Source organism: Methylobacterium sp. 37f (genome assembly GCF_023093475.1).
Lineage (GTDB): Bacteria > Pseudomonadota > Alphaproteobacteria > Rhizobiales > Beijerinckiaceae > Methylobacterium.
The window spans coordinates 1-19723 of sequence record NZ_JAGHKN010000056.1; the positions used below are offsets into that span (position 1 = coordinate 1).

Below are 19723 nucleotides of genomic sequence, written 5' to 3' on the forward strand. Positions count from 1 at the left end.
TCGCACCGCCCGACTCCGCCAGAACCTTGGTGATCGCCGCCGTCAGAGACGTCTTGCCGTGATCAACGTGACCGATCGTGCCGATGTTGCAGTGCGGCTTCGTACGCGCGAATTTCTCTTTGGCCATGATAGCCTCCGTCTGATCTGATGTTGCGTCTGAAGGGGTGCGGGAGGCGCTCCCGTGGGAACGCCGCCGGCTTTAGGCGTACTTGGCGACGACCTTCTCGGCCTCGCCGCGCGGCACCTCTTCGTAATGGTCGAACTGCATCGTGAAGTTGGCGCGGCCCTGAGAGAAGGACCGGAGCTGGTTCACATAGCCGAACATGTTGGCGAGCGGCACCATCGCGTTGATGACGTTCGCATTGCCGCGCATGTCCTGGCCCTGGATCTGGCCGCGGCGGGAATTGAGGTCGCCGATGACCGAACCCGTATATTCTTCCGGCGAGACGACCTCGACCTTCATCACCGGCTCGAGAAGCACCGATCCGCCCTTCTGGAGGGCTTCACGAAGCGCCGCGCGGGACGCGATTTCGAAGGCGAGAGCCGACGAGTCGACGTCGTGGTAGGCACCGTCAATCAGTTCGACCTTGATATCGACGACCGGGAAGCCCGCCAGGATGCCAGCACCAAGGACCGAGTTGAGGCCCTTCTCGACGCCCGGGATGTATTCCTTCGGCACGGTACCGCCAATGATCTTCGAGGAGAACTCGAAGCCCTTACCAGGCTCGTTCGGCTCCACGATGAACTTCACCCGCGCAAACTGACCGGTACCGCCGGTCTGCTTCTTATGGGTGTAGTCGATCTCGGTGCGCTTCGTGAGCTTTTCACGATAGGCTACCTGCGGCTGACCGATATTTGCATCGACCATATAGGTGCGGCGCAAGATATCGACCTTGATGTCGAGGTGAAGCTCGCCCATCCCGCGAAGGATGGTCTGGCCGGACTCCTGGTCCGTGGAGACCCGGAACGAGGGATCTTCGGCTGCCAGCTTCGCGAGCGCGATGCCGAGTTTCTCCTGATCAGCCTTGGATTTCGGCTCGACCGCGATCTCGATGACGGGCTCCGGGAACTCCATCTTCTCGAGGATGACGGCGTCCTTCGGATCGCACAGGGTATCGCCCGTGCGGGTTTCCTTGAGGCCGGCCAGGGCGACGATGTCGCCCGTGAAGGCTTCCTTTACGTCCTCGCGATTATTCGCGTGCATGAGAAGCATGCGACCGACGCGCTCTTTCTTGTCGCGCGACGAGTTGATGACGTTGGCACCCGACTCGATCTTTCCCGAGTAGACGCGGCAGAAGGTGATCGTGCCGACGTGCGGATCGTCCATGATCTTGAAGGCGAGCATGGAGAAGGGATCGCTATCAGACGGATGGCGGACGATCTCTTCCTCGGTCTTAAAGTCGAGGCCCTTGATCTCGCCACGGTCTGCAGGAGACGGCAGGTAATCGACAACGGCGTCGAGCAGGGGCTGGACGCCCTTGTTCTTGAACGCCGAACCACACAGCACAGGGTGGAAGGCACGACGCTGAACAGCCGTACGGACAAGGCGATGCATCGTCTCGGCATCCGGCTCGACACCGTCGAGATAGGCCGCCATGGCGTCATCATCCATTTCCACACAAGCTTCGACCAGCTTGATGCGGTACTCAGCGGCCTGATCGGCGAGATCGGCTGGAATTTCCGTTTCCGAGAAATCGGCGCCCAGCTTCTCGGACGTCCAGACGATGGCCTTCATCTTGATCAGGTCGATAACGCCCTTGAAGGTCGTCTCGGCGCCGATCGGAAGCTGCAGACACACCGGCTTGCCGGCGACGCGGTCGATGATGTCGGCGACACACTTGAAGAAGTCGGCACCGATCTTGTCCATTTTATTGACGAACACGACGCGTGGCACGTCGTACTTGTCGGCCTGACGCCAGACGGTCTCGGTCTGGGGCTCCACGCCCTGGTTGCCGTCGAGAACGCAGACGGCGCCGTCGAGGACGCGAAGCGAGCGCTCCACCTCGATGGTGAAATCCACGTGGCCGGGGGTGTCAATGATGTTCAGGCGCTTGTCGCGCCAAAAGCAGGTGGTAGCAGCCGAGGTGATCGTGATGCCACGCTCCTGCTCCTGCGTCATCCAATCCATCGTCGCGGCGCCGTCATGGACTTCGCCGATCTTATGGGACTTGCCGGTGTAATACAGGATCCGCTCGGTGGTCGTGGTCTTGCCAGCATCAATGTGAGCCATGATGCCGAAATTGCGGTAGTCCTCGATCGCGTGCGTGCGGGGCATCGGATTGCTCCTGAAAGGGTCCGGGTCCGCTTACCAGCGGTAGTGCGAGAAGGCGCGGTTGGCTTCCGCCATCCGGTGCGTATCTTCACGCTTCTTGACTGCGTTGCCGCGATTGTTGGCGGCATCGAGAAGCTCTGCCGACAGCCGCTCGACCATGGTCCGATCGTTACGGCCGCGGGCAGCCTGAATCAGCCAACGGATGGCGAGTGCCTGGCGGCGTTCGGTGCGCACCTCGACGGGGACCTGGTAGGTTGCACCGCCAACGCGGCGGGAGCGGACTTCGATCGCCGGAGCGACGTTGTCGAGAGCTGCGCGGAACACCTCGATCGGGTTTGCACGGGCGCGGTTCTCGACGATGTCGAAGGCGCCATAGACGATCCGCTCAGCGGTGGATTTCTTGCCCTCGTACATGATCGAGTTCATGAACTTGGTCAGCACGATGTCCCCGTACTTCGGGTCCGGGATGATCTCACGCTTCTCGGCAGAATGGCGGCGGGACATCGCTCGCTCCGTCTTAAACTTGGACTTCTTCAAACCACCCTGCGCAGGCCGCCTTGAACCTCTTCGAGGCCGGCGACATCCTTACAGGGTGCGCGAATATCAATCGTACGTCGCGTGTCGCTCTTACTTCGGACGCTTGGCGCCGTACTTGGAGCGACGCTGCTTGCGGCCCTTGACGCCCTGCGTGTCGAGCACGCCGCGCAGAATGTGGTAACGCACACCCGGAAGGTCCTTCACGCGGCCGCCGCGGATCATCACCACGGAGTGCTCCTGAAGGTTGTGACCTTCGCCTGGGATGTAGCCGATGACCTCAAAGCCATTGGTCAGACGAACCTTCGCGACCTTACGGAGCGCGGAGTTCGGCTTCTTCGGAGTCGTCGTGTAGACGCGGGTGCAGACGCCACGCTTCTGCGGGCAGGCGTCGAGCGCCGGCACCTTGTTGCGGCTCTTCTGCGCCTTGCGCGGCTGAGCGATCAGCTGGTTGATCGTCGGCATGCCAATCCTCTCGAAACGCGTCACCATCGGCGGTGACCGTCGAAATCCAAATCTCGTTGTGGTCAGCCCCGGCATCGCACAAAGCTGTGCGACGAAACGCAAAACCGCGCCCCAGGCTGATCTCAGCCTTTGGCGCGCCGTTGCAAGCAGAGGATCACCTGCATTGAAGCAAGCGATCATGCCGGACTGACACGTGTTCGTTCGTTGAAGTCGGATGCGTCTAGGAAGCCTGGATCGAGGCTCGGGGCCTAACGATCGTTTGCTGCCTACGGCCAGCCGTTCAATGAGGGCCTGATAGAGGTGGATTCGACCCGCGTCAACCCATTCCGTTACAGGATCATGAAGTTGCGTCGTCCTGCGACGCACGAAATCTTCGGTCCGACCGGTCACGAAAAAGGGGCCGCTTATGGGCAGCCCCTTCGTTCCGACGCGATGCGGCGTTCGGGTTATTCCGCGGCGGGCGGCAGCTCCGAGAGGGGCTGAGCCCCGCTCTCGGCGGCCTTCTGCTGCAGAATGAGGTTGTCGCGTCGGCGCGCGACAGCCCGGATCTCAGCCGCCATCGAGCCGGTACCCGCCGGGATGAGCGAGCCCACGATGACGTTCTCCTTGAGGCCCTCAAGGTAATCGATCTTGCCGTTGACGGCGGCCTCGGTGAGCACCCGTGTCGTCTCCTGGAACGAGGCCGCCGAGATGAACGACTTCGTCTGGAGGCTCGCCTTGGTGATGCCGAGCAGAACCGGAACACCCACGACCGGCTTCTTGCCCTCGGCAAGCAGCTTCTCGTTGATGTCTGCGAGTTCCGTCCGATCGATCTGGTCGCCCGTCAGGATGTCGGAATCGCCACCATCGGTGATCTCGACCTTCTGCAGCATCTGCCGGACGATGACCTCGATGTGCTTGTCGTTGATGGACACGCCCTGGAGCCGGTATACCTCCTGGATCTCGTTGACGAGGTAGGCAGCAAGCTCCTCCACGCCCTTGATTGCCAGGATGTCGTGCGGTGCCGGGTTGCCGTCGACGATGTAGTCGCCAAGCTCGACGACGTCGCCATCCTGAAGGTGGATGTGCTTGCCCTTCGGGATCAGGTACTCGACCGCCTCAGAACCGTCATGCGGGGTCAGCGTCAGGCGACGCTTGTTCTTGTAGTCGCGTCCGAACTGAATCGTACCCGACTTCTCCGCGATGATCGCGGCATCCTTCGGACGCCGTGCCTCGAACAGTTCCGCCACCCTCGGCAGACCGCCGGTGATGTCGCGGGTCTTCGCTGAGTCGGTGGAGACGCGGGCGAGGATGTCGCCGGCCTTCACCTTCGCGCCGGGGTCGTAGCCGATGATGGCATCGACGGACAGGAAGTAACGGGCATCGGAGCCGCGCGGCAGCTTCATCGGTTTGCCGTCGTCCTCGAGCACCAGCATCGCCGGCTTGAGGTCGGCGGTGCGGGCGGTCCCCCGCCAGTCGATGACGACGCGCTTGGCGATGCCGGTCGACTCGTCGGTGGTCTCGGTGATGGACTGGCCGTCGATGAGGTCTTCGTAGGCCACCACGCCGTCCGTCTCGGTGATAATGGGACGGGTATAGGGGTCCCATTCGGCGATGCGCTGACCGCGCTTCACCTTGTCCCCATCGTCGACCCGCAGCTTCGCGCCGTATTGCAGGCGGTGGACTGCACGCTCCGAGCCGTCGGTGCCGACGATGACGACAGCAACGTTACGGCCGGTGGCGATCAGATCACCATCCGAGTTCCGGGCGAGGGCCCGGTTGCGGATTTTGATCGAGCCTTCGAAGCTCGACTCGATGAAGGACGAGTCGGCGATCTGGGCCGCACCACCGATGTGGAAGGTCCGCATGGTGAGCTGGGTGCCCGGCTCGCCGATCGACTGCGCGGCGATGACGCCGACAGCCTCGCCCATGTTGACGGGCGTACCACGGGCCAGATCGCGCCCGTAGCAAGTGGCGCAGACGCCGCTCTTGGTGGCGCAGACGAGCACCGAGCGGATCTTCACCTCCTGAATACCGGCTGCCTGGATGGCGGGCAGGTGCTTCTCCTCAATGGTTTCGCCGGTCTTGACGATCATGGTGCCATCCTGGGCCACCAGATCTTCAGCCGTGGCACGGCCCAGGATACGGATCGCCAGCGGAGCCACGACCTGGCCCGCATCCACGATGGCGCGCATGCGGATGCCGTTCGTCGTGCCGCAATCGGTCTCGCGGATCACGGCATCCTGCGCCACGTCGACGAGACGACGCGTGAGGTAACCGGAATTCGCGGTCTTGAGCGCGGTGTCGGCGAGGCCCTTACGTGCGCCGTGCGTCGAGTTGAAGTACTCGAGCACGTCGAGGCCTTCCTTGAAGTTCGAGATGATCGGCGTCTCGATGATTTCGCCCGATGGTTTGGCCATCAGGCCGCGCATGGCGGCGAGCTGCTTCATCTGGGCCGGCGAACCACGGGCACCGGAGTGGCTCATCATGTAGATCGAGTTGACCTGCTTGTCGGCGCCGTGCTCGTCCTTCTGCACGGTCGAGATGCGCAGCATCATCTCGGCGGCGAGCTTGTCCGAGCACTTGGCCCAGGCGTCGACGACCTTGTTGTACTTCTCGCCCTGGGTGATCAGACCGTCGTTGTACTGCTGCTCGTAATCCTTCACCAGGGCGCGAGTGTCATCCACGATCGGCCATTTGTTGTCCGGCACAACCATGTCGTCCTTGCCGAACGAGATGCCAGCCTTGAACGCGTGGTTGAAGCCGAGCGCCATGATGCGATCACAGAAGATCACCGACTCCTTCTGACCGCAGTGGCGGTAGACGGTGTCGATCATCGCGGAGATCTCCTTCTTCGTCATCAGCTTGTTGACGACGTCGTAGGGGACGTTCTTGTGCAGCGGCAGAGCGGTCGAGAGGATTACGCGGCCGGGGGTGGTGTCGTAGGTCTTGGTCAGCGGCTCGCCGTCCGGCCCGATGCCGTTCCAGCGCCAGCGGATCTTGGTGTGCAGCTTGACGGTCTTCGCCGCCAGAGCATGCTCCAGTTCGCCGATATTGCCGAAAACGCCCTGCATCGGGTTCTGCTTGTTCGTCGGGTCGAACGCGCCGATGGCGCCCTCGGCGACGATCGACAGGTAGTAGAGGCCGAGAACGATGTCCTGCGACGGCACGATGATCGGCTGACCGTTCGCCGGGTGCAGGATGTTGTTCGTCGACATCATCAGGACGCGCGCCTCCAACTGAGCCTCGAGGCTCAGCGGAACGTGCACGGCCATCTGGTCGCCATCGAAGTCGGCGTTGAACGCGGCGCAGACCAGCGGGTGCAACTGGATCGCCTTGCCCTCGATCAGCTTCGGCTCGAAGGCCTGGATGCCGAGGCGGTGCAGGGTCGGTGCGCGGTTCAGCATCACCGGGTGCTCGCGGATCACCTCATCGAGGATATCCCAGACTTCCGGCTTCTCCTTCTCGACGAGCTTCTTGGCCTGCTTCACCGTGGCGGAGAAGCCCTTGGCGTCGAGGCGCGCGTAGATGAACGGCTTGAACAGCTCGAGCGCCATCTTCTTGGGCAAGCCGCACTGGTGCAGCTTCAGCTCCGGGCCCACCACGATGACCGAGCGGCCCGAGTAGTCGACGCGCTTGCCGAGTAGGTTCTGGCGGAAGCGGCCCTGTTTGCCCTTCAGCATATCGGCGAGAGATTTCAGCGGACGCTTGTTGGCACCCGTGATGACGCGGCCACGGCGGCCGTTGTCGAACAGCGCGTCCACCGCCTCCTGAAGCATGCGCTTCTCGTTGCGGATGATGATGTCCGGCGCTCGCAGCTCAATCAGCCGCTTCAGACGGTTGTTGCGGTTGATGACGCGGCGGTAGAGGTCATTAAGATCGGACGTGGCGAAGCGACCGCCATCGAGCGGGACCAGCGGGCGCAGATCCGGCGGAATCACCGGCACCACGGTGAGGATCATCCATTCGGGCTTGTTGCCCGACATCTGGAAGGCCTCGATGATCTTCAGGCGCTTGAGCAGCTTCTTCGGCTTCAGCTCGGAGGTCGTGGTGGCGATCTCTTCGCGCAGGGAATCCGCGATGCCGTCGAGGTCAAGTTCCTGAAGAATCCGGCGGATCGCTTCGGCGCCGATCATGGCGGTGAAGCTGTCCTCGCCGTATTCCTCTTGCGCGCGCAGGTACTCCTCCTCTGACAGGAGCTGACGCTCCTTCAGGGGGGTGAGGCCCGGCTCGATAACGCAGTAGGACTCGAAGTACAGGATGCGCTCGAGGTCCTTGAGCGCCATGTCGAGCAGCAGGCCGATGCGGCTCGGCAGCGACTTCAGGAACCAGATATGGGCGACGGGCGCGGCGAGCTCGATATGGCCCATGCGATCGCGCCGAACGCGCGCGAGGGTCACCTCGACGCCGCACTTTTCGCAGATCACGCCCTTGTACTTCATGCGCTTGTACTTGCCGCACAAGCACTCGTAGTCCTTGATGGGTCCGAAGATGCGGGCGCAGAACAGGCCGTCACGCTCAGGCTTGAACGTGCGATAGTTGATCGTCTCGGGCTTCTTGATCTCGCCGAAAGACCACGAGAGGATCTTCTCGGGCGACGAGATCGAGATTTTGATCTGGTCAAAGCTCTGGGGCTGAGCCTGCTGGTTGAAAAGATTCATGACCTCTTGGTTCATGATCTACTCCTGCTGACGAGGCGCACCCTCCGCCGAGGGGCTGACCACGTGCTGAAAATGGATGCGGCGCGACGACCGGCCGGATCGTCGCTGACCGTAGAACGGGAGGCCCTGCCCCTCCCCGCTCAGACCGCGCCGGGACTGATCCCGGCGCGGGAGCGTGATGCGGTGGTTATTCGGCCGCCTCTGCGGGCGGCTCGATCTGGTCGTTGGCGAGCTTCTTGGAAGACGTCAGCTCCACGTTGAGGCCGAGCGAACGCATCTCCTTGACGAGCACGTTGAACGACTCCGGAATGCCGGCCTCGAAGGTGTCGTCGCCACGGACGATCGCCTCGTAGACCTTGGTCCGGCCGGCGACATCGTCCGACTTGACCGTGAGCATCTCCTGCAGCGTGTACGCGGCGCCGTAGGCTTCCAGAGCCCAGACCTCCATCTCGCCGAAGCGCTGACCGCCGAACTGAGCCTTTCCGCCCAGCGGCTGCTGGGTGACCAGGGAGTACGGGCCGATCGACCGGGCGTGGATCTTATCGTCCACCAGGTGGTGCAGCTTCAGCATGTAGATGTAGCCCATCGTGACCTTGCGGTCGAAAGGCTCACCGGTCCGACCATCGTAGAGCGTCGACTGGGCCGACCGGTCGAGACCGGCCATTTCCAGCATCTGCTCGATGTCGGCTTCCTTGGCGCCGTTGAACACCGGGGTCGCCATCGGCACGCCGCGACGCACGTTGTTGGCGGCTTCAGCCAACTCGTCGTCGGACAAGCCTTCCAACTCGGACGGCGAGTAGATCGCCTGCATCTCGCCGCGAAGCGGCTCGATGTCCTGGTTGCGCAGGTAGGCGTCCACCGCGAGGCCGACCTTGCGGCCGAGACCGGCCGCAGCCCAACCCAGATGGGTTTCCAGGATCTGGCCGACGTTCATGCGCGAGGGCACGCCCAGCGGGTTCAGCACGATGTCGGCATGGGTCCCGTCTTCCAGGAACGGCATGTCCTCGATCGGGACGATCCGCGAGACCACGCCCTTGTTGCCGTGGCGTCCGGCCATCTTGTCGCCCGGCTGGATCTTACGCTTCACCGCCACGAAGACCTTGACCATCTTCATGACGCCGGGCGGAAGTTCATCGCCGCGCTGCAACTTCTCGACCTTATCGAGGAAGCGCTGCTCGAGGCGCTTCTTCGACTCGTCGTACTGCTTCTGCATCGCTTCCATCTCGGTCATGAGACGGTCGTCGATGACGGCGAACTGCCACCATTGCGAACGCGGGTACTCGCTGAGCAACTCGCGGGTGAGCGTGGTCTCCTTGCGGAAGCCCTTCGGTCCCGCGATGGGAGCCTGACCGATGAGCACCGTTGCGAGACGGGCGTAGGTGTTGCGGTCCAGGATCGCCTGCTCGTCGTCACGATCCTTGGCGAGACGCTCGATCTCCTCGCGCTCGATCGCCTGGGCGCGCTCATCCTTGTCGACGCCGTGGCGGTTGAACACCCGGACCTCGACGATGGTGCCGGTCACGCCCGGGGGAACCCGAAGCGAGGTGTCGCGCACGTCCGATGCCTTCTCGCCGAAGATAGCGCGCAGGAGCTTTTCCTCCGGCGTCATCGGGCTTTCGCCCTTCGGCGTGATCTTGCCGCACAGGATGTCGCCGGCGTGAACTTCGGCGCCGATGTAGACGATGCCGGCCTCATCGAGGTTCTTCAACGCCTCTTCCGAGACGTTGGGGATGTCGCGGGTGATTTCTTCCGGTCCGAGCTTGGTATCTCGGGCCATCACCTCGAACTCCTCGATGTGGATCGAGGTGAACACATCATCCTTCACGATCCGCTCGGAGAGCAGGATCGAGTCCTCGAAGTTGTAGCCGTTCCACGGCATGAACGCGACGAGCACGTTCCGGCCGAGAGCGAGTTCACCGAACTCCGTCGAAGGGCCATCGGCGATGATCTCGCCCTTCTTCACGGCCTCGCCGACGCGCACCAGGGGCTTCTGCGTGATGCAGGTCGACTGGTTGGAGCGCTGGAACTTCTGCAAGCGATAGATGTCGACGCCGGGCTTGTTGGCATCGGCCTCCTCGGTGGCCCGGATGACGATACGGGTGGCGTCCACCTGATCGACGATGCCGGTGCGGCGGGCCGCGATGGCGGCGCCGGAGTCGCGGGCGACCACCGCTTCCATGCCGGTGCCGACGAAGGGCGCATCGGCGCGAACCAGCGGCACCGCCTGGCGCTGCATGTTCGAGCCCATCAGTGCGCGGTTCGCGTCATCGTTCTCGAGGAACGGGATGAGCGCGGCCGCGACCGACACGAGCTGCTTCGGCGACACGTCCATCAGGTCGACGCGATCCGGCGGCACGACGATGACGTCACCGGCGCGACGGCAGACCACGAGATCCTCGATAAGCTTGAAGGTCTCATCCATCTGCGCGTTGGCCTGCGCGACGTAGTACTTCGCCTCTTCCATGGCCGAGAGGTAGGCAACGTCGGTGGTGACGACGCCGTCCTTCACCCGCCGGAAGGGGGTCTCGATGAAGCCGTACTTGTTGACGCGCGCGAACGTCGCGAGCGAGTTGATCAGACCGATGTTCGGGCCTTCCGGCGTCTCGATCGGGCAGATGCGGCCGTAATGGGTCGGGTGCACGTCGCGCACTTCGAAGCCGGCCCGCTCACGCGTCAGACCGCCTGGGCCAAGCGCCGAGAGGCGGCGCTTATGCGTCACTTCGGAGAGTGGGTTGGTCTGATCCATGAACTGCGACAGCTGCGACGAGCCGAAGAACTCGCGCACGGCGGCAGCGGCTGGCTTGGCGTTGATGAGGTCCTGCGGCATCACCGTGTCGATGTCGACGGAGGACATCCGCTCCTTGATGGCGCGCTCCATGCGGAGCAGGCCGAGGCGGTACTGGTTTTCCATCAGCTCGCCGACCGAGCGTACCCGGCGGTTGCCGAGGTGATCGATGTCGTCGATCTCGCCCTTGCCGTCGCGCAGGTCCACCAGTGCCTTGACGACCGCGAGCATGTCCTCGCGACGCAGGGTACGCACGGTGTCCTCGGCATCGAGGTCCAGGCGCATGTTCATCTTGACGCGGCCGACGGCGGAGAGGTCGTAGCGTTCGGAATCGAAGAACAGCGAATGGAACATCGCCTCCGCGGTATCGAGCGTCGGCGGCTCGCCGGGGCGCATGACGCGGTAAATGTCGAACAGCGCGCCTTCGCGGCCGGAATTCTTGTCCACCGCGAGCGTGTTGCGGATGTAGGGACCGACGTTGATGTGGTCGATGTCGAGCACCGGCAACTCGGAGACCCCGACCTCTTCCAGGCTCTTGAGGAGCTTGTCGGAGATCTCATCGCCGGCCTCGGCCCAGATCTCACCCGTCTTCGGGTTGACCAGGTCCTCGGCGATGTACTGGCCGATCAGGTCCTCGTCGGTGGCCTTGAGGAAATTGACGCCACGCTCGGCGATCTGCCGGGCGTTGCGAGCGTTCAGCTTCTTGCCGGCCTCGAGCACGACTTCGCCGGACTCCGCGTCGATCAGGTCGACGGACGCCTTGAAGCCCTTCAGTCGGTCGGCATCGTAAGGCACGCGCCACTCGGCGCCGTCACGATCGTAGATCACGCGGTTGTAGAAAGTCGACAGGATCTCTTCGCCGTCGAGACCCAGCGCGAACAGCAGCGAGGTCACCGGCAGCTTGCGCTTCCGATCGATGCGGACGTGGACGATGTCCTTCGCGTCGAACTCGACGTCGAGCCAGGAGCCGCGATACGGAATGATGCGGGCGGCGAACAGGAGCTTGCCCGAGGAATGGGTCTTGCCCTTGTCGTGGTCGAAGAACACGCCGGGCGAGCGGTGCATCTGCGAGACGATGACGCGCTCGGTACCGTTGACGATGAAGGTGCCATTCTCCGTCATCAGGGGCATGTCGCCCATGTAGACGTCCTGCTCCTTGATGTCCTTGACCGACTTCGCGCCGGTATCCGGGTCCACATCGAACACGATCAGGCGCAGCGTCACCTTCAGCGGGGCTGCGAACGTGATCCCGCGCTGCCGGCACTCGTCGACGTCGTATTTCGGCTGCTCGAACGTGTATTTCACGAATTCGAGCAGGGCCGTGGAAGAGAAGTCCGAGATCGGGAACACCGACTTGAACACGGTCTGCAGGCCTTCGTCGCCCCGTCCGCCTTCCGGCTCATCCATGATCAGGAACTGATCGTAGGATGCCTTCTGAACCTCGATGAGGTTCGGCATCTCGGCGACTTCCTTGATCTTGCCGAAGAACTTGCGAATCCGCTTGCGACCGACCAGCGTGTTGGCCATGGGTGACCTCGCTCCTACGTCCCGCGTACCGGGTGCCCGGGGAAGGCTCTTGCCTCCCGCGACCAGGCGGTGAGCCCGCCCCGCCGGACGACGCCCTCCCGAACTGAAAAACTCGTGGCCCTCACGTGGGCCGGTCGGGTCGCCTGAAGCGACCGTGGCCCACGGGCGTGAACCCGCGGGCCTTCGGTGCCCTCAGGTCCGGGTGGACCCGAGGGGCGGTGATGGACCGGTACGGCCCACCGAAGAGTCTTACTTGAGCTCGACCTTGGCGCCAGCCTTCTCCAGCTGAGCCTTGAGCTTCTCGGCCTCTTCCTTGTTGACGGACTCCTTGACAGCCTTCGGAGCGCCCTCGACGAGGTCCTTGGCTTCCTTGAGGCCGAGGCCGGTGATCGCGCGGACCTCCTTGATGACCTCGATCTTCTTGTCGCCGGCGGCGGTGAGCATGACCGTGAACTCGGTCTGCTCCTCGGCAGCGGCAGCCGGGCCGGCGGCCGGACCAGCGGCGACGGCGACGGCGGCAGCAGCCGAGACGCCCCACTTCTCTTCGAGCATCTTGGCGAGGTCAGCAGCCTCGAGAACGGTCAGCGAGGACAGGTCGTCGACGAGCTTGGCGAGATCAGCCATGTTGGTGTTCCTTTAGATATCGGTTTGAACGGATGGGATGAAAAGAGCGATGCGGCCTCAGGCCGCTTCGCTCTGAGCCTCGTCCTTGTTGGCATAGGCCCCGAACACGCGGGCGAGCTTGGCCGCCGGTGCGTTGACGACCTGGGCGATCTTGGTCGCGGGAGCCTGGATGAGGCCCACGATCTTGGCGCGCAGTTCGTCGAGGGACGGGAGCGAGGCGAGGGCCTTCACACCGTCCGGGTTCAGGGCTGTCGTGCCCATGGCGCCGCCGAGGATCACGAGCTTGTCGTTGGCCTTGGCGAAGTCCACCGCAACCTTGGCGGCCGCGACCGGATCGCTGGAATAAGCGAGCAGGGTCGGACCCTTCAGGAGGGGCTTGATGGAGGCGACGTCCGTGCCATCGAGAGCGATGTTGGCGAGGCGGTTCTTGGTGACCTTCACGGTGGCACCGGCCTGCTTCATCTGCGAGCGCAGCTTCTGCATGTCGGCGACCGTGAGGCCCTTGTAGTGGGCCACGACGACGACGGACGTGTTCGCAAACACGCCGTTGAGCGTCGAGACGAGATCAGCTTTGGCTGTCCTGTCCACTGGGGCTCTCTCCGGTTGGCGGAACCCGAGAATGGGTCCGCCGGTTGCACATGCCGCCCGGGACGGAACTCGGCTTAACGAGAAGCCGGAACGTCCTTGGCGACGCTTCACGGCCCTGTCCCCTATCGGCCCCCGGAGCGGGTGGACGATAGGGGTGAGATGGTTCAAACCGATTCCTCGTCCTGTCCGCGTCGAGCGAACCGGCCGAGGGGTCTAGAAATTCGGTCTTCCCCGTCTGTGCAGGCTTGGACGATTAAGCCGGTTGCCCGGCACCTGCAGTCTCGGACAGGACATGGCCGGACGAAGCCCCGAAGCGCTTTCGCCCTTCAAAGCCTTCCGGCCATCACCGCCTAGTTGCCCAGGCGATCTCTCAATCGGAATGCGACCGATCGGCCGATTCCTTTCGCATGTATGAAAACGTTGAGGCGGTCTATAGAGCCTTGCAAGCAGCCTGCCAAGAGCCCCGCCGTGAAAAATGAGCGGGGCGTGCTGTTTTCCCTTGACGCCCTCTAGCCACGTCCTCTCCCCGTCTCGCCCAGTGCGCCCGACGATGATTGGCCGGGCGCCAACCTCTTCCTAGGTCGGAAGGAACTTGCGGGCCGCGCGCCACCAGGGCTCGCGCGCCGTGTTCTTCTGCTCCGCCTTGGCGGCGTAGAACGAGGCGTTGTGCTCGCCCCGCAGCGCTTCCCGGGTGAAGCGGATGAGGTGGTGAGCCACGAAGCCCATGTTAAACACGGCCTCGATCTGGCCCCGCTTGAGGGCATGACCGGCCGCTTTCCAGAACACCCGTCGATAGTCCGACAACAATCCGACCCGCACCGCGATGTTGAAGCCGAGGACGAGACCCCGGCGTAGGTTGGTGCGCGTGAGCTTGCCCTTGATCGGAGTCTTGATCCGGTTCGGGTAGGTCACCTCGACCTGATGGCGGAAGCGCTCGAAGATCTGCGCCGGCTCGTAGGCGTGGGCGATCGCCCGGCGCCAGCTCGCCACCACGTCGTCGTGCGGGCGCTTGAACAGCACGTTGGATTCGAGGGCCGCGTCGTGGACGAGGCGGTTCTCACGGGTGAGCCGATCCCAGAGCGGCGTCTTGGGCAGGGCCTGGAGTAGGTTCATCGTCAGCACGGGCACGGCCGATTTGTCGATGAAGTCGATCAGCTTCTGCTCGGACTGGTCGGTGTCGGTGTCGAGGCCGAGGATGATGCCGGAGGTCACCTCGAGACCGAAGCTGTTGAGGATCTCGATCGCCTCGTACATCGGCACGGCGGCGTTGTGCTTCTTGTCGATGCCCGCGAGGGCGTCCTCCTCCGGCGTCTCGATGCCGACGAAGACGGTCATGAAGTTGGCTTGGCGCATCAGCTCGAGGATGTCGGGCTGCTTGGCCATGTTCAGGGTCGCCTCGCAGGCGAACTGAAGCGGATAATCGTTCTTCTTCTGCCACGCTACGAGGTGGGGCAGCATGTCCTTCGTGGCCTTGCGATTGCCGATGAAGTTGTCATCGACGAAGTACACCACCGCCGGGTGGCCAGGCTGGGCGATGATGGCGTCGAGTTCGCCGAGCATCTGCTCGGGGGATTTGAGGCGCGGCTGACGGCCGTAGAGCTGCGGGATATCGCAGAACTCGCAGCGATAGGGGCAGCCGGAGGAGAACTGCAGCGATCCGATAAGGTAGCGCTTCAGGGGAGCCGCCTCGTAGGCGGGGGCCGGGAAATCCGAGAGCGGAAGCCGCTCCTTGGTCTCCAGGCGCACCTGCGCGGCCGGGATCGACACGTCGCGGTCGAGGATCGCCACCAGTTCGTCGGTGGCGTCGCCGATCTCACCGAGATGCAGGTAGTCGAATTCGGGGTACTGCTCCGGCGAGCCGGACACCGAGGGACCGCCCAGCACCGTCACTTTATTCGCGGCGTGGGCGCGGGCGTAGATGTCCCGGATCTGCGGGGCCTGGATGTGCATGCCCGACACGAAGACCGCATCGGCCCAGGCGAAATCCGCTGGGCCGGCCCGGGCGATGTTCTCGTCGATGAACCGGTACTCCCAGGCCTCGGGCATGTAGGCCGCGATCAGCAGGAGCCCCTGCGGCGGCATGAAGGCCTTCACGCCACCCATCAGGGGATAGGCGTGAGAGAAGGTCCCGAAGGACGGCGTGTAGGCAGGGAAGACGCACAGGATGCGTCGCTTCGAGTTGACGGAGAGGGTGCATCGCATGACTGCATACCTAGCACAGGCATCCACGAAGGCGTCACCCTCGCATGTTGTTTTCTCGCGTGTTCGTTTCCGCCCGTACGACCATCCGTCACAGTCGGCGCTTCCCCTCACGCGCCTTTGAACGGAGTCGACGCCGTCGCACCGGTTTCGCGGCTCCCGAAGGCCGCATCACCCGCCGGCCGGAGGGCTACTCGACCTGGGAATCCTCGCCATCGAGGGCGAGTTGCCGAAGGATCTGGAGCGCGATCGTGAGCTTCGGGATGGTGGGCGAGCCGAGCGCGAGGCGGACGCCGTCGGGCGCCGTCGCGGGGTCGATGGCGAAGGCGCTCGCGGGCGAGACCGCGACACCGCGGCGCGCCGCCGCCGCGGCGTAGCGCTCGGCATTCCAGGCGCCGGGAAGTGTCAGCCAGAGATGGTAGGCGCGTGGGTCTCCCTGAACGTCGAGGCCGGTCAGGATCTCGCGGGCCAGAGCTTGTCGAATCGCCACGTCCGCCCGCTTCGCCTGCCCAATGCGGCTCGCAAGGCCGTCTTCGATGACCTGAAGGGCCATCGCGAGCGGCAGGCCGCTGGCGGTCCAGGCTCCGTTGCGGATGGTGCGCGCCAGCGGTTCGACCAGGGCAGAGGGTACGGCGAGAACGCCGAGGCTGAGCCCAGGGGCCAGCCGTTTCGACAGGCTGTCGACCACGATCACCCGATCCGGTGCGAGGGCCGCCAGAGGCTCCTCGTCGCACAGGAACCCGTACACCGCGTCCTCGATGCAGATGATGTCGTGCCGGTCGAGCAGGCGTGCGACGTCCTGCCGGCGTCGGGCATCCATGGTGTGCCCCAGGGGACTGTGCAGCACGGTCTGAAGGTAGAGGGCCCGCAGCGGTCCGGCGCGGTGCGCATCCGTGATCGCGTCCGGCCGTACACCCTTCCCGTCCATCGCCAGCGGAACCAGGGTGAGGCCGAGGCGAGCCGCCATGCCCTTGACCACCGGATAGGTCAGGGCTTCGACCCCGATCCGGTCACCGGGGCGGGCCAAGGCCATCAGTGCGGCGGCGATTCCCTGTCGTCCCGCTCCGGTGAACAGGATGCGCTCGGGCTCGGCCGACCAGCCGCCGCGGCGGAAGAAAGCCGCCGCAGTGGCTCGCGCCTGCGGTGTCGCGCTGGCACGGAGCGGCGGGAACGTGGCTTGGAGCGCCGCCGGACGAAGAAGTGCGGCTAAGCTCGCCGACAGATCTGCAGCCTGCGTCGGCAGGATCGAGAAGACATGCTCGAGATTGATCAGGCCGTCGTCGGTATCCGGCGGGGTGTCGCCTAAGGGAGCTCCAGACATGCGGATGAAGGTGCCACGTCCGACCTCTCCGGTGACGAGGCCGCGCCGCGTCAACTCGGCATAGACCCGACTCGCGGTCGAGACCGCAATGCCACGCTCATAGGCGAACTGGCGCTGTGGCGGCAGTCGGGCGCCGGGAGGCAGGCTGCCCGCGGCGATCTCGGCTGCAATCCCGTCGGAGATGGTTCGGTAATCCGTCACGCTTAAATTGCTCCGAGTGCAATTCTATAATTGAATCGATTCATATTCGGATCAATAGGATCGCGTGCAGCGATGGAGATGCCCGTGACGACGAATACTAGACCGCCTCCGCTAGGCTCATTCTGCCTGTTCCGGCACCTAAATCCAGGCGCTCTCGCGGGTATAGGGCATCTCGCAAGACCCATGGCTCTGCTAAGGACCTGGCGCCGTCGTTCTCAGGGGCGCAAGACAATTCGTCATTTGTCCTCGGAGCAAATGATCGAACTCGATCTTGATCTCGTTGTCCTGCGCCAAGAGGGCCGCAAGCCATTCTGGCGGAAGTGAGTGCAAACGAAAACGCCCGGCCGCAAGGGCCGGGCGTTTCCAACGTTTGGATGCACGCGCGCGTGAATCAGGCGGTGAGGACCGTGGACGGCTCCACCTTGACGCCAGGACCCATGGAGGAGGTCACGGCGACGCGCTGGACGTACTGGCCCTTGGCGCCGGCCGGCTTCGCCTTGGCCACCGCGTCGGCAAACGCTTTGATGTTCTCGACGAGCTTATCGGCGTCGAAGGAGACCTTGCCGATGCCGGCGTGGATGATGCCGGCCTTCTCGACGCGGAACTCCACCGAGCCGCCCTTGGCGCCGGCGACGGCACCCTTCACGTCCATGGTGACGGTTCCGACCTTCGGGTTCGGCATCAGACCGCGCGGGCCGAGCACCTTGCCGAGACGGCCGACGAGCGGCATCAGGTCGGGGGTCGCAATGCAGCGATCGAACTCGATCTTGCCGCTCTGGACGATCTCGAGCAGGTCCTCGGCGCCCACGATGTCGGCGCCGGCGGCCTTGGCCTCGTCGGCCTTCGCGCCGCGAGCGAACACCGCCACCCGCACCGTCCGGCCAGAGCCGTTGGGCAGGTTGCAGACGCCGCGGACCATCTGGTCGGCGTGGCGCGGGTCGACGCCGAGGTTCATCGAGATCTCGACGGTCTCGTCGAACTTGGCGCTGGCCTTCTCCTTCACGAGCTTGATCGCCTCGTCGATGGGATAGAGCTTGAGCGCGTCGATGCCCTCGCGGGCGGCGCGGATGCGCTTGCCTTCGTGTGCCATTGTGCCCTCCCCTTAAGCGACGACGTCGAGGCCCATGGCCCGAGCGGAGCCACGGATCATGGCGACGGCGGCGTCAACCGAGTCGCAGTTCAGGTCGGGCATCTTCTTCTCGGCGATCTCGCGCAGCTGCGCCTCGGTCACCTTGCCCACGGTCGGGCCCTTGCCCGGAGTCTTCGAGCCGGAAGCCGGCTTCTTGCCGATCTTCAGGCCGGCAGCCTTCTTGAGGAAGAAGGTGACCGGCGGCTGCTTCATCTCGAAGGTGAAGGAGCGGTCCTGGTACGCCGTGATGACGACCGGGATCGGGGTCCCCTTCTCGATCTGAGAGGTCTTCGCGTTGAAGGCCTTGCAGAATTCCATGATGTTGAGGCCGCGCTGACCGAGCGCGGGGCCGATGGGCGGCGACGGGTTCGCGGCGCCTGCCGGAACCTGAAGCTTCACGTAGCCCGTGATCTTCTTTGCCATAGGGACTGCTCCCAAAGAATGCCCGCTGTCCGGCTGGCCTCAGCGCGAACGATACGGGCGGTTGCAGGTCGCGGTTCGGACCGTCGACCCCGGCGGCGAACCGGGCGGGCCTCCCGCGTGTGACACCGCTGCGAAGAGCGGTGGTTTCGCGCCCGGCTCTAGGCCGAACGAAAGGGTATGACCGATCGCGGACGATCGACCGAAAGCGAAGCGATCAGATCTTCTCGACTTGGCCGTATTCCAGCTCGACCGGCGTCGCGCGGCCGAAGATCGAGACCGCCACCTTGAGGCGCGAGCGGCTCTCGTCGATTTCCTCGACGGTGCCGTTGAACGACGCGAACGGACCGTCGGAGACACGAACCGTCTCGCCGATCTCGAAGGAGACAGAGGGCTTCGGACGGTCGACGCCCTCGGCAACCTGGCCCTTGATGCGCTCGGCCTCGGCATCCGGGATCGGAACCGGCTTCGACTTGTCGGCGCCGAGAAAGCCCGTCACCTTGGGCGTGTTCTTGATCAGGTGATAGACTTCGTCGGTCAGGTCGCACTTCACCAGGACGTAGCCCGGGAAGAACTTGCGCTCGGCATCGACCTTGCGGCCGCGCCGGACCTCGACGACCTTTTCGGTCGGGACCATGACCTCGTCGAACAGCTCCATCAGGCCACGCTGGGCCGCCTGATCCTTGATGGACTGCGCGACCTTGTTCTCGAAATTCGAGTAGGCGTGGACGATGTACCAGCGCTTCGACACGGTTCTCACCAAATCCTGACGTCAGTCAGCCCGGGCGCTGCAGGGCGCTCGGGCCGAGAAGTGATTTTAAGCGCCGACCCCGAGGATCAGGGTCACGAGATAACGCAGCGCCTGATCCACCACGGTGAAGAAGATGCTGGCCACCACCACCATGATGAACACCATCACGGTGGTCACGACCGTCTCCTTGCGGCTCGGCCACGTGACCTTGCGGCCCTCGTCGCGAACCTGGGTCAGGAACTCGGCCGGTCCGACACGCTTCGGGGT

14 protein-coding genes are annotated in these 19723 nt (G+C 64.1%); all 14 read right to left on the bottom strand.

The window, feature by feature from the left end; translation table 11 throughout:
* On the bottom strand, positions 1–127 hold a 127-nt coding region (locus J7U37_RS23280; RefSeq protein ID WP_247636066.1), incomplete at its 3' end, for a GTP-binding protein.
* 72 nt (positions 128–199) lie between these two features.
* Entirely contained in the window at positions 200–2275 is a 2076-nt protein-coding gene (gene fusA / locus J7U37_RS23285) for an elongation factor G (protein ID WP_056483278.1), read from the bottom strand.
* 30 nt (positions 2276–2305) lie between these two features.
* Entirely contained in the window at positions 2306–2776 is a 471-nt protein-coding gene (gene rpsG, locus J7U37_RS23290; RefSeq protein ID WP_056183508.1) for a 30S ribosomal protein S7, read from the bottom strand.
* A 123-nt stretch (positions 2777–2899) separates the two neighbouring features.
* Positions 2900–3271, bottom strand: coding sequence for a 30S ribosomal protein S12 (gene rpsL, locus J7U37_RS23295; protein ID WP_018044234.1), 372 nt, complete (start codon positions 3269–3271; stop codon positions 2900–2902).
* A gap of 446 nt (positions 3272–3717) precedes the next feature.
* Positions 3718–7926, bottom strand: a complete 4209-nt coding sequence (rpoC, locus tag J7U37_RS23300) for a DNA-directed RNA polymerase subunit beta' (protein ID WP_247637282.1) — start codon at positions 7924–7926, stop codon at positions 3718–3720.
* Positions 7927–8098: 172 nt separating this feature from the next.
* Positions 8099–12223, bottom strand: a complete 4125-nt coding sequence (gene rpoB / locus J7U37_RS23305; RefSeq protein ID WP_056183504.1) for a DNA-directed RNA polymerase subunit beta — start codon at positions 12221–12223, stop codon at positions 8099–8101.
* A 249-nt stretch (positions 12224–12472) separates the two neighbouring features.
* Positions 12473–12847 (bottom strand): 50S ribosomal protein L7/L12, encoded by a 375-nt coding sequence (gene rplL / locus J7U37_RS23310; protein ID WP_056183502.1) that lies wholly within the window; start codon positions 12845–12847, stop codon positions 12473–12475.
* Positions 12848–12904: 57 nt separating this feature from the next.
* Positions 12905–13435, bottom strand: coding sequence for a 50S ribosomal protein L10 (gene rplJ, locus J7U37_RS23315; protein WP_056183499.1), 531 nt, complete (start codon positions 13433–13435; stop codon positions 12905–12907).
* Positions 13436–14011: 576 nt separating this feature from the next.
* Complete coding sequence (locus tag J7U37_RS23320; protein WP_056183497.1) at positions 14012–15637, bottom strand: B12-binding domain-containing radical SAM protein; 1626 nt, start codon at positions 15635–15637, stop codon at positions 14012–14014.
* Between the two features lie 187 nt (positions 15638–15824).
* Positions 15825–17156 carry a PLP-dependent aminotransferase family protein gene (locus J7U37_RS23325; protein ID WP_247637283.1) on the bottom strand — a complete coding sequence of 444 codons (1332 nt, stop codon included), beginning with the start codon at positions 17154–17156 and terminating at the stop codon, positions 15825–15827.
* Positions 17157–17547: 391 nt separating this feature from the next.
* Entirely contained in the window at positions 17548–18246 is a 699-nt protein-coding gene (rplA, locus tag J7U37_RS23330) for a 50S ribosomal protein L1 (RefSeq protein ID WP_243912329.1), read from the bottom strand.
* A 12-nt stretch (positions 18247–18258) separates the two neighbouring features.
* Positions 18259–18708, bottom strand: coding sequence for a 50S ribosomal protein L11 (gene rplK / locus J7U37_RS23335; protein ID WP_018044245.1), 450 nt, complete (start codon positions 18706–18708; stop codon positions 18259–18261).
* 214 nt (positions 18709–18922) lie between these two features.
* Positions 18923–19456, bottom strand: coding sequence for a transcription termination/antitermination protein NusG (nusG, locus tag J7U37_RS23340; RefSeq protein WP_056183491.1), 534 nt, complete (start codon positions 19454–19456; stop codon positions 18923–18925).
* A 66-nt stretch (positions 19457–19522) separates the two neighbouring features.
* Positions 19523–19723, bottom strand: a 201-nt coding sequence (gene secE, locus J7U37_RS23345) for a preprotein translocase subunit SecE (RefSeq protein WP_247637284.1), incomplete at its 5' end; no start/stop codon positions are given.

Excerpts from the sequence above, each read along its gene's own strand:
- fusA (WP_056483278.1), bottom strand. The coding sequence starts at position 2,275 with ATGCCCCGCACGCACGCGATCGAGGACTACCGCAATTTCGGCATCATG.
- rpsG (WP_056183508.1), bottom strand. The coding sequence starts at position 2,776 with ATGTCCCGCCGCCATTCTGCCGAGAAGCGTGAGATCATCCCGGACCCG.
- rpsL (WP_018044234.1), bottom strand. The coding sequence starts at position 3,271 with ATGCCGACGATCAACCAGCTGATCGCTCAGCCGCGCAAGGCGCAGAAG.
- rpoC (WP_247637282.1), bottom strand. The coding sequence starts at position 7,926 with ATGAACCAAGAGGTCATGAATCTTTTCAACCAGCAGGCTCAGCCCCAG.
- rpoB (WP_056183504.1), bottom strand. The coding sequence starts at position 12,223 with ATGGCCAACACGCTGGTCGGTCGCAAGCGGATTCGCAAGTTCTTCGGC.
- rplL (WP_056183502.1), bottom strand. The coding sequence starts at position 12,847 with ATGGCTGATCTCGCCAAGCTCGTCGACGACCTGTCCTCGCTGACCGTT.
- J7U37_RS23320 (WP_056183497.1), bottom strand. The coding sequence starts at position 15,637 with ATGCGATGCACCCTCTCCGTCAACTCGAAGCGACGCATCCTGTGCGTC.
- rplA (WP_243912329.1), bottom strand. The coding sequence starts at position 18,246 with ATGGCACACGAAGGCAAGCGCATCCGCGCCGCCCGCGAGGGCATCGAC.
- rplK (WP_018044245.1), bottom strand. The coding sequence starts at position 18,708 with ATGGCAAAGAAGATCACGGGCTACGTGAAGCTTCAGGTTCCGGCAGGC.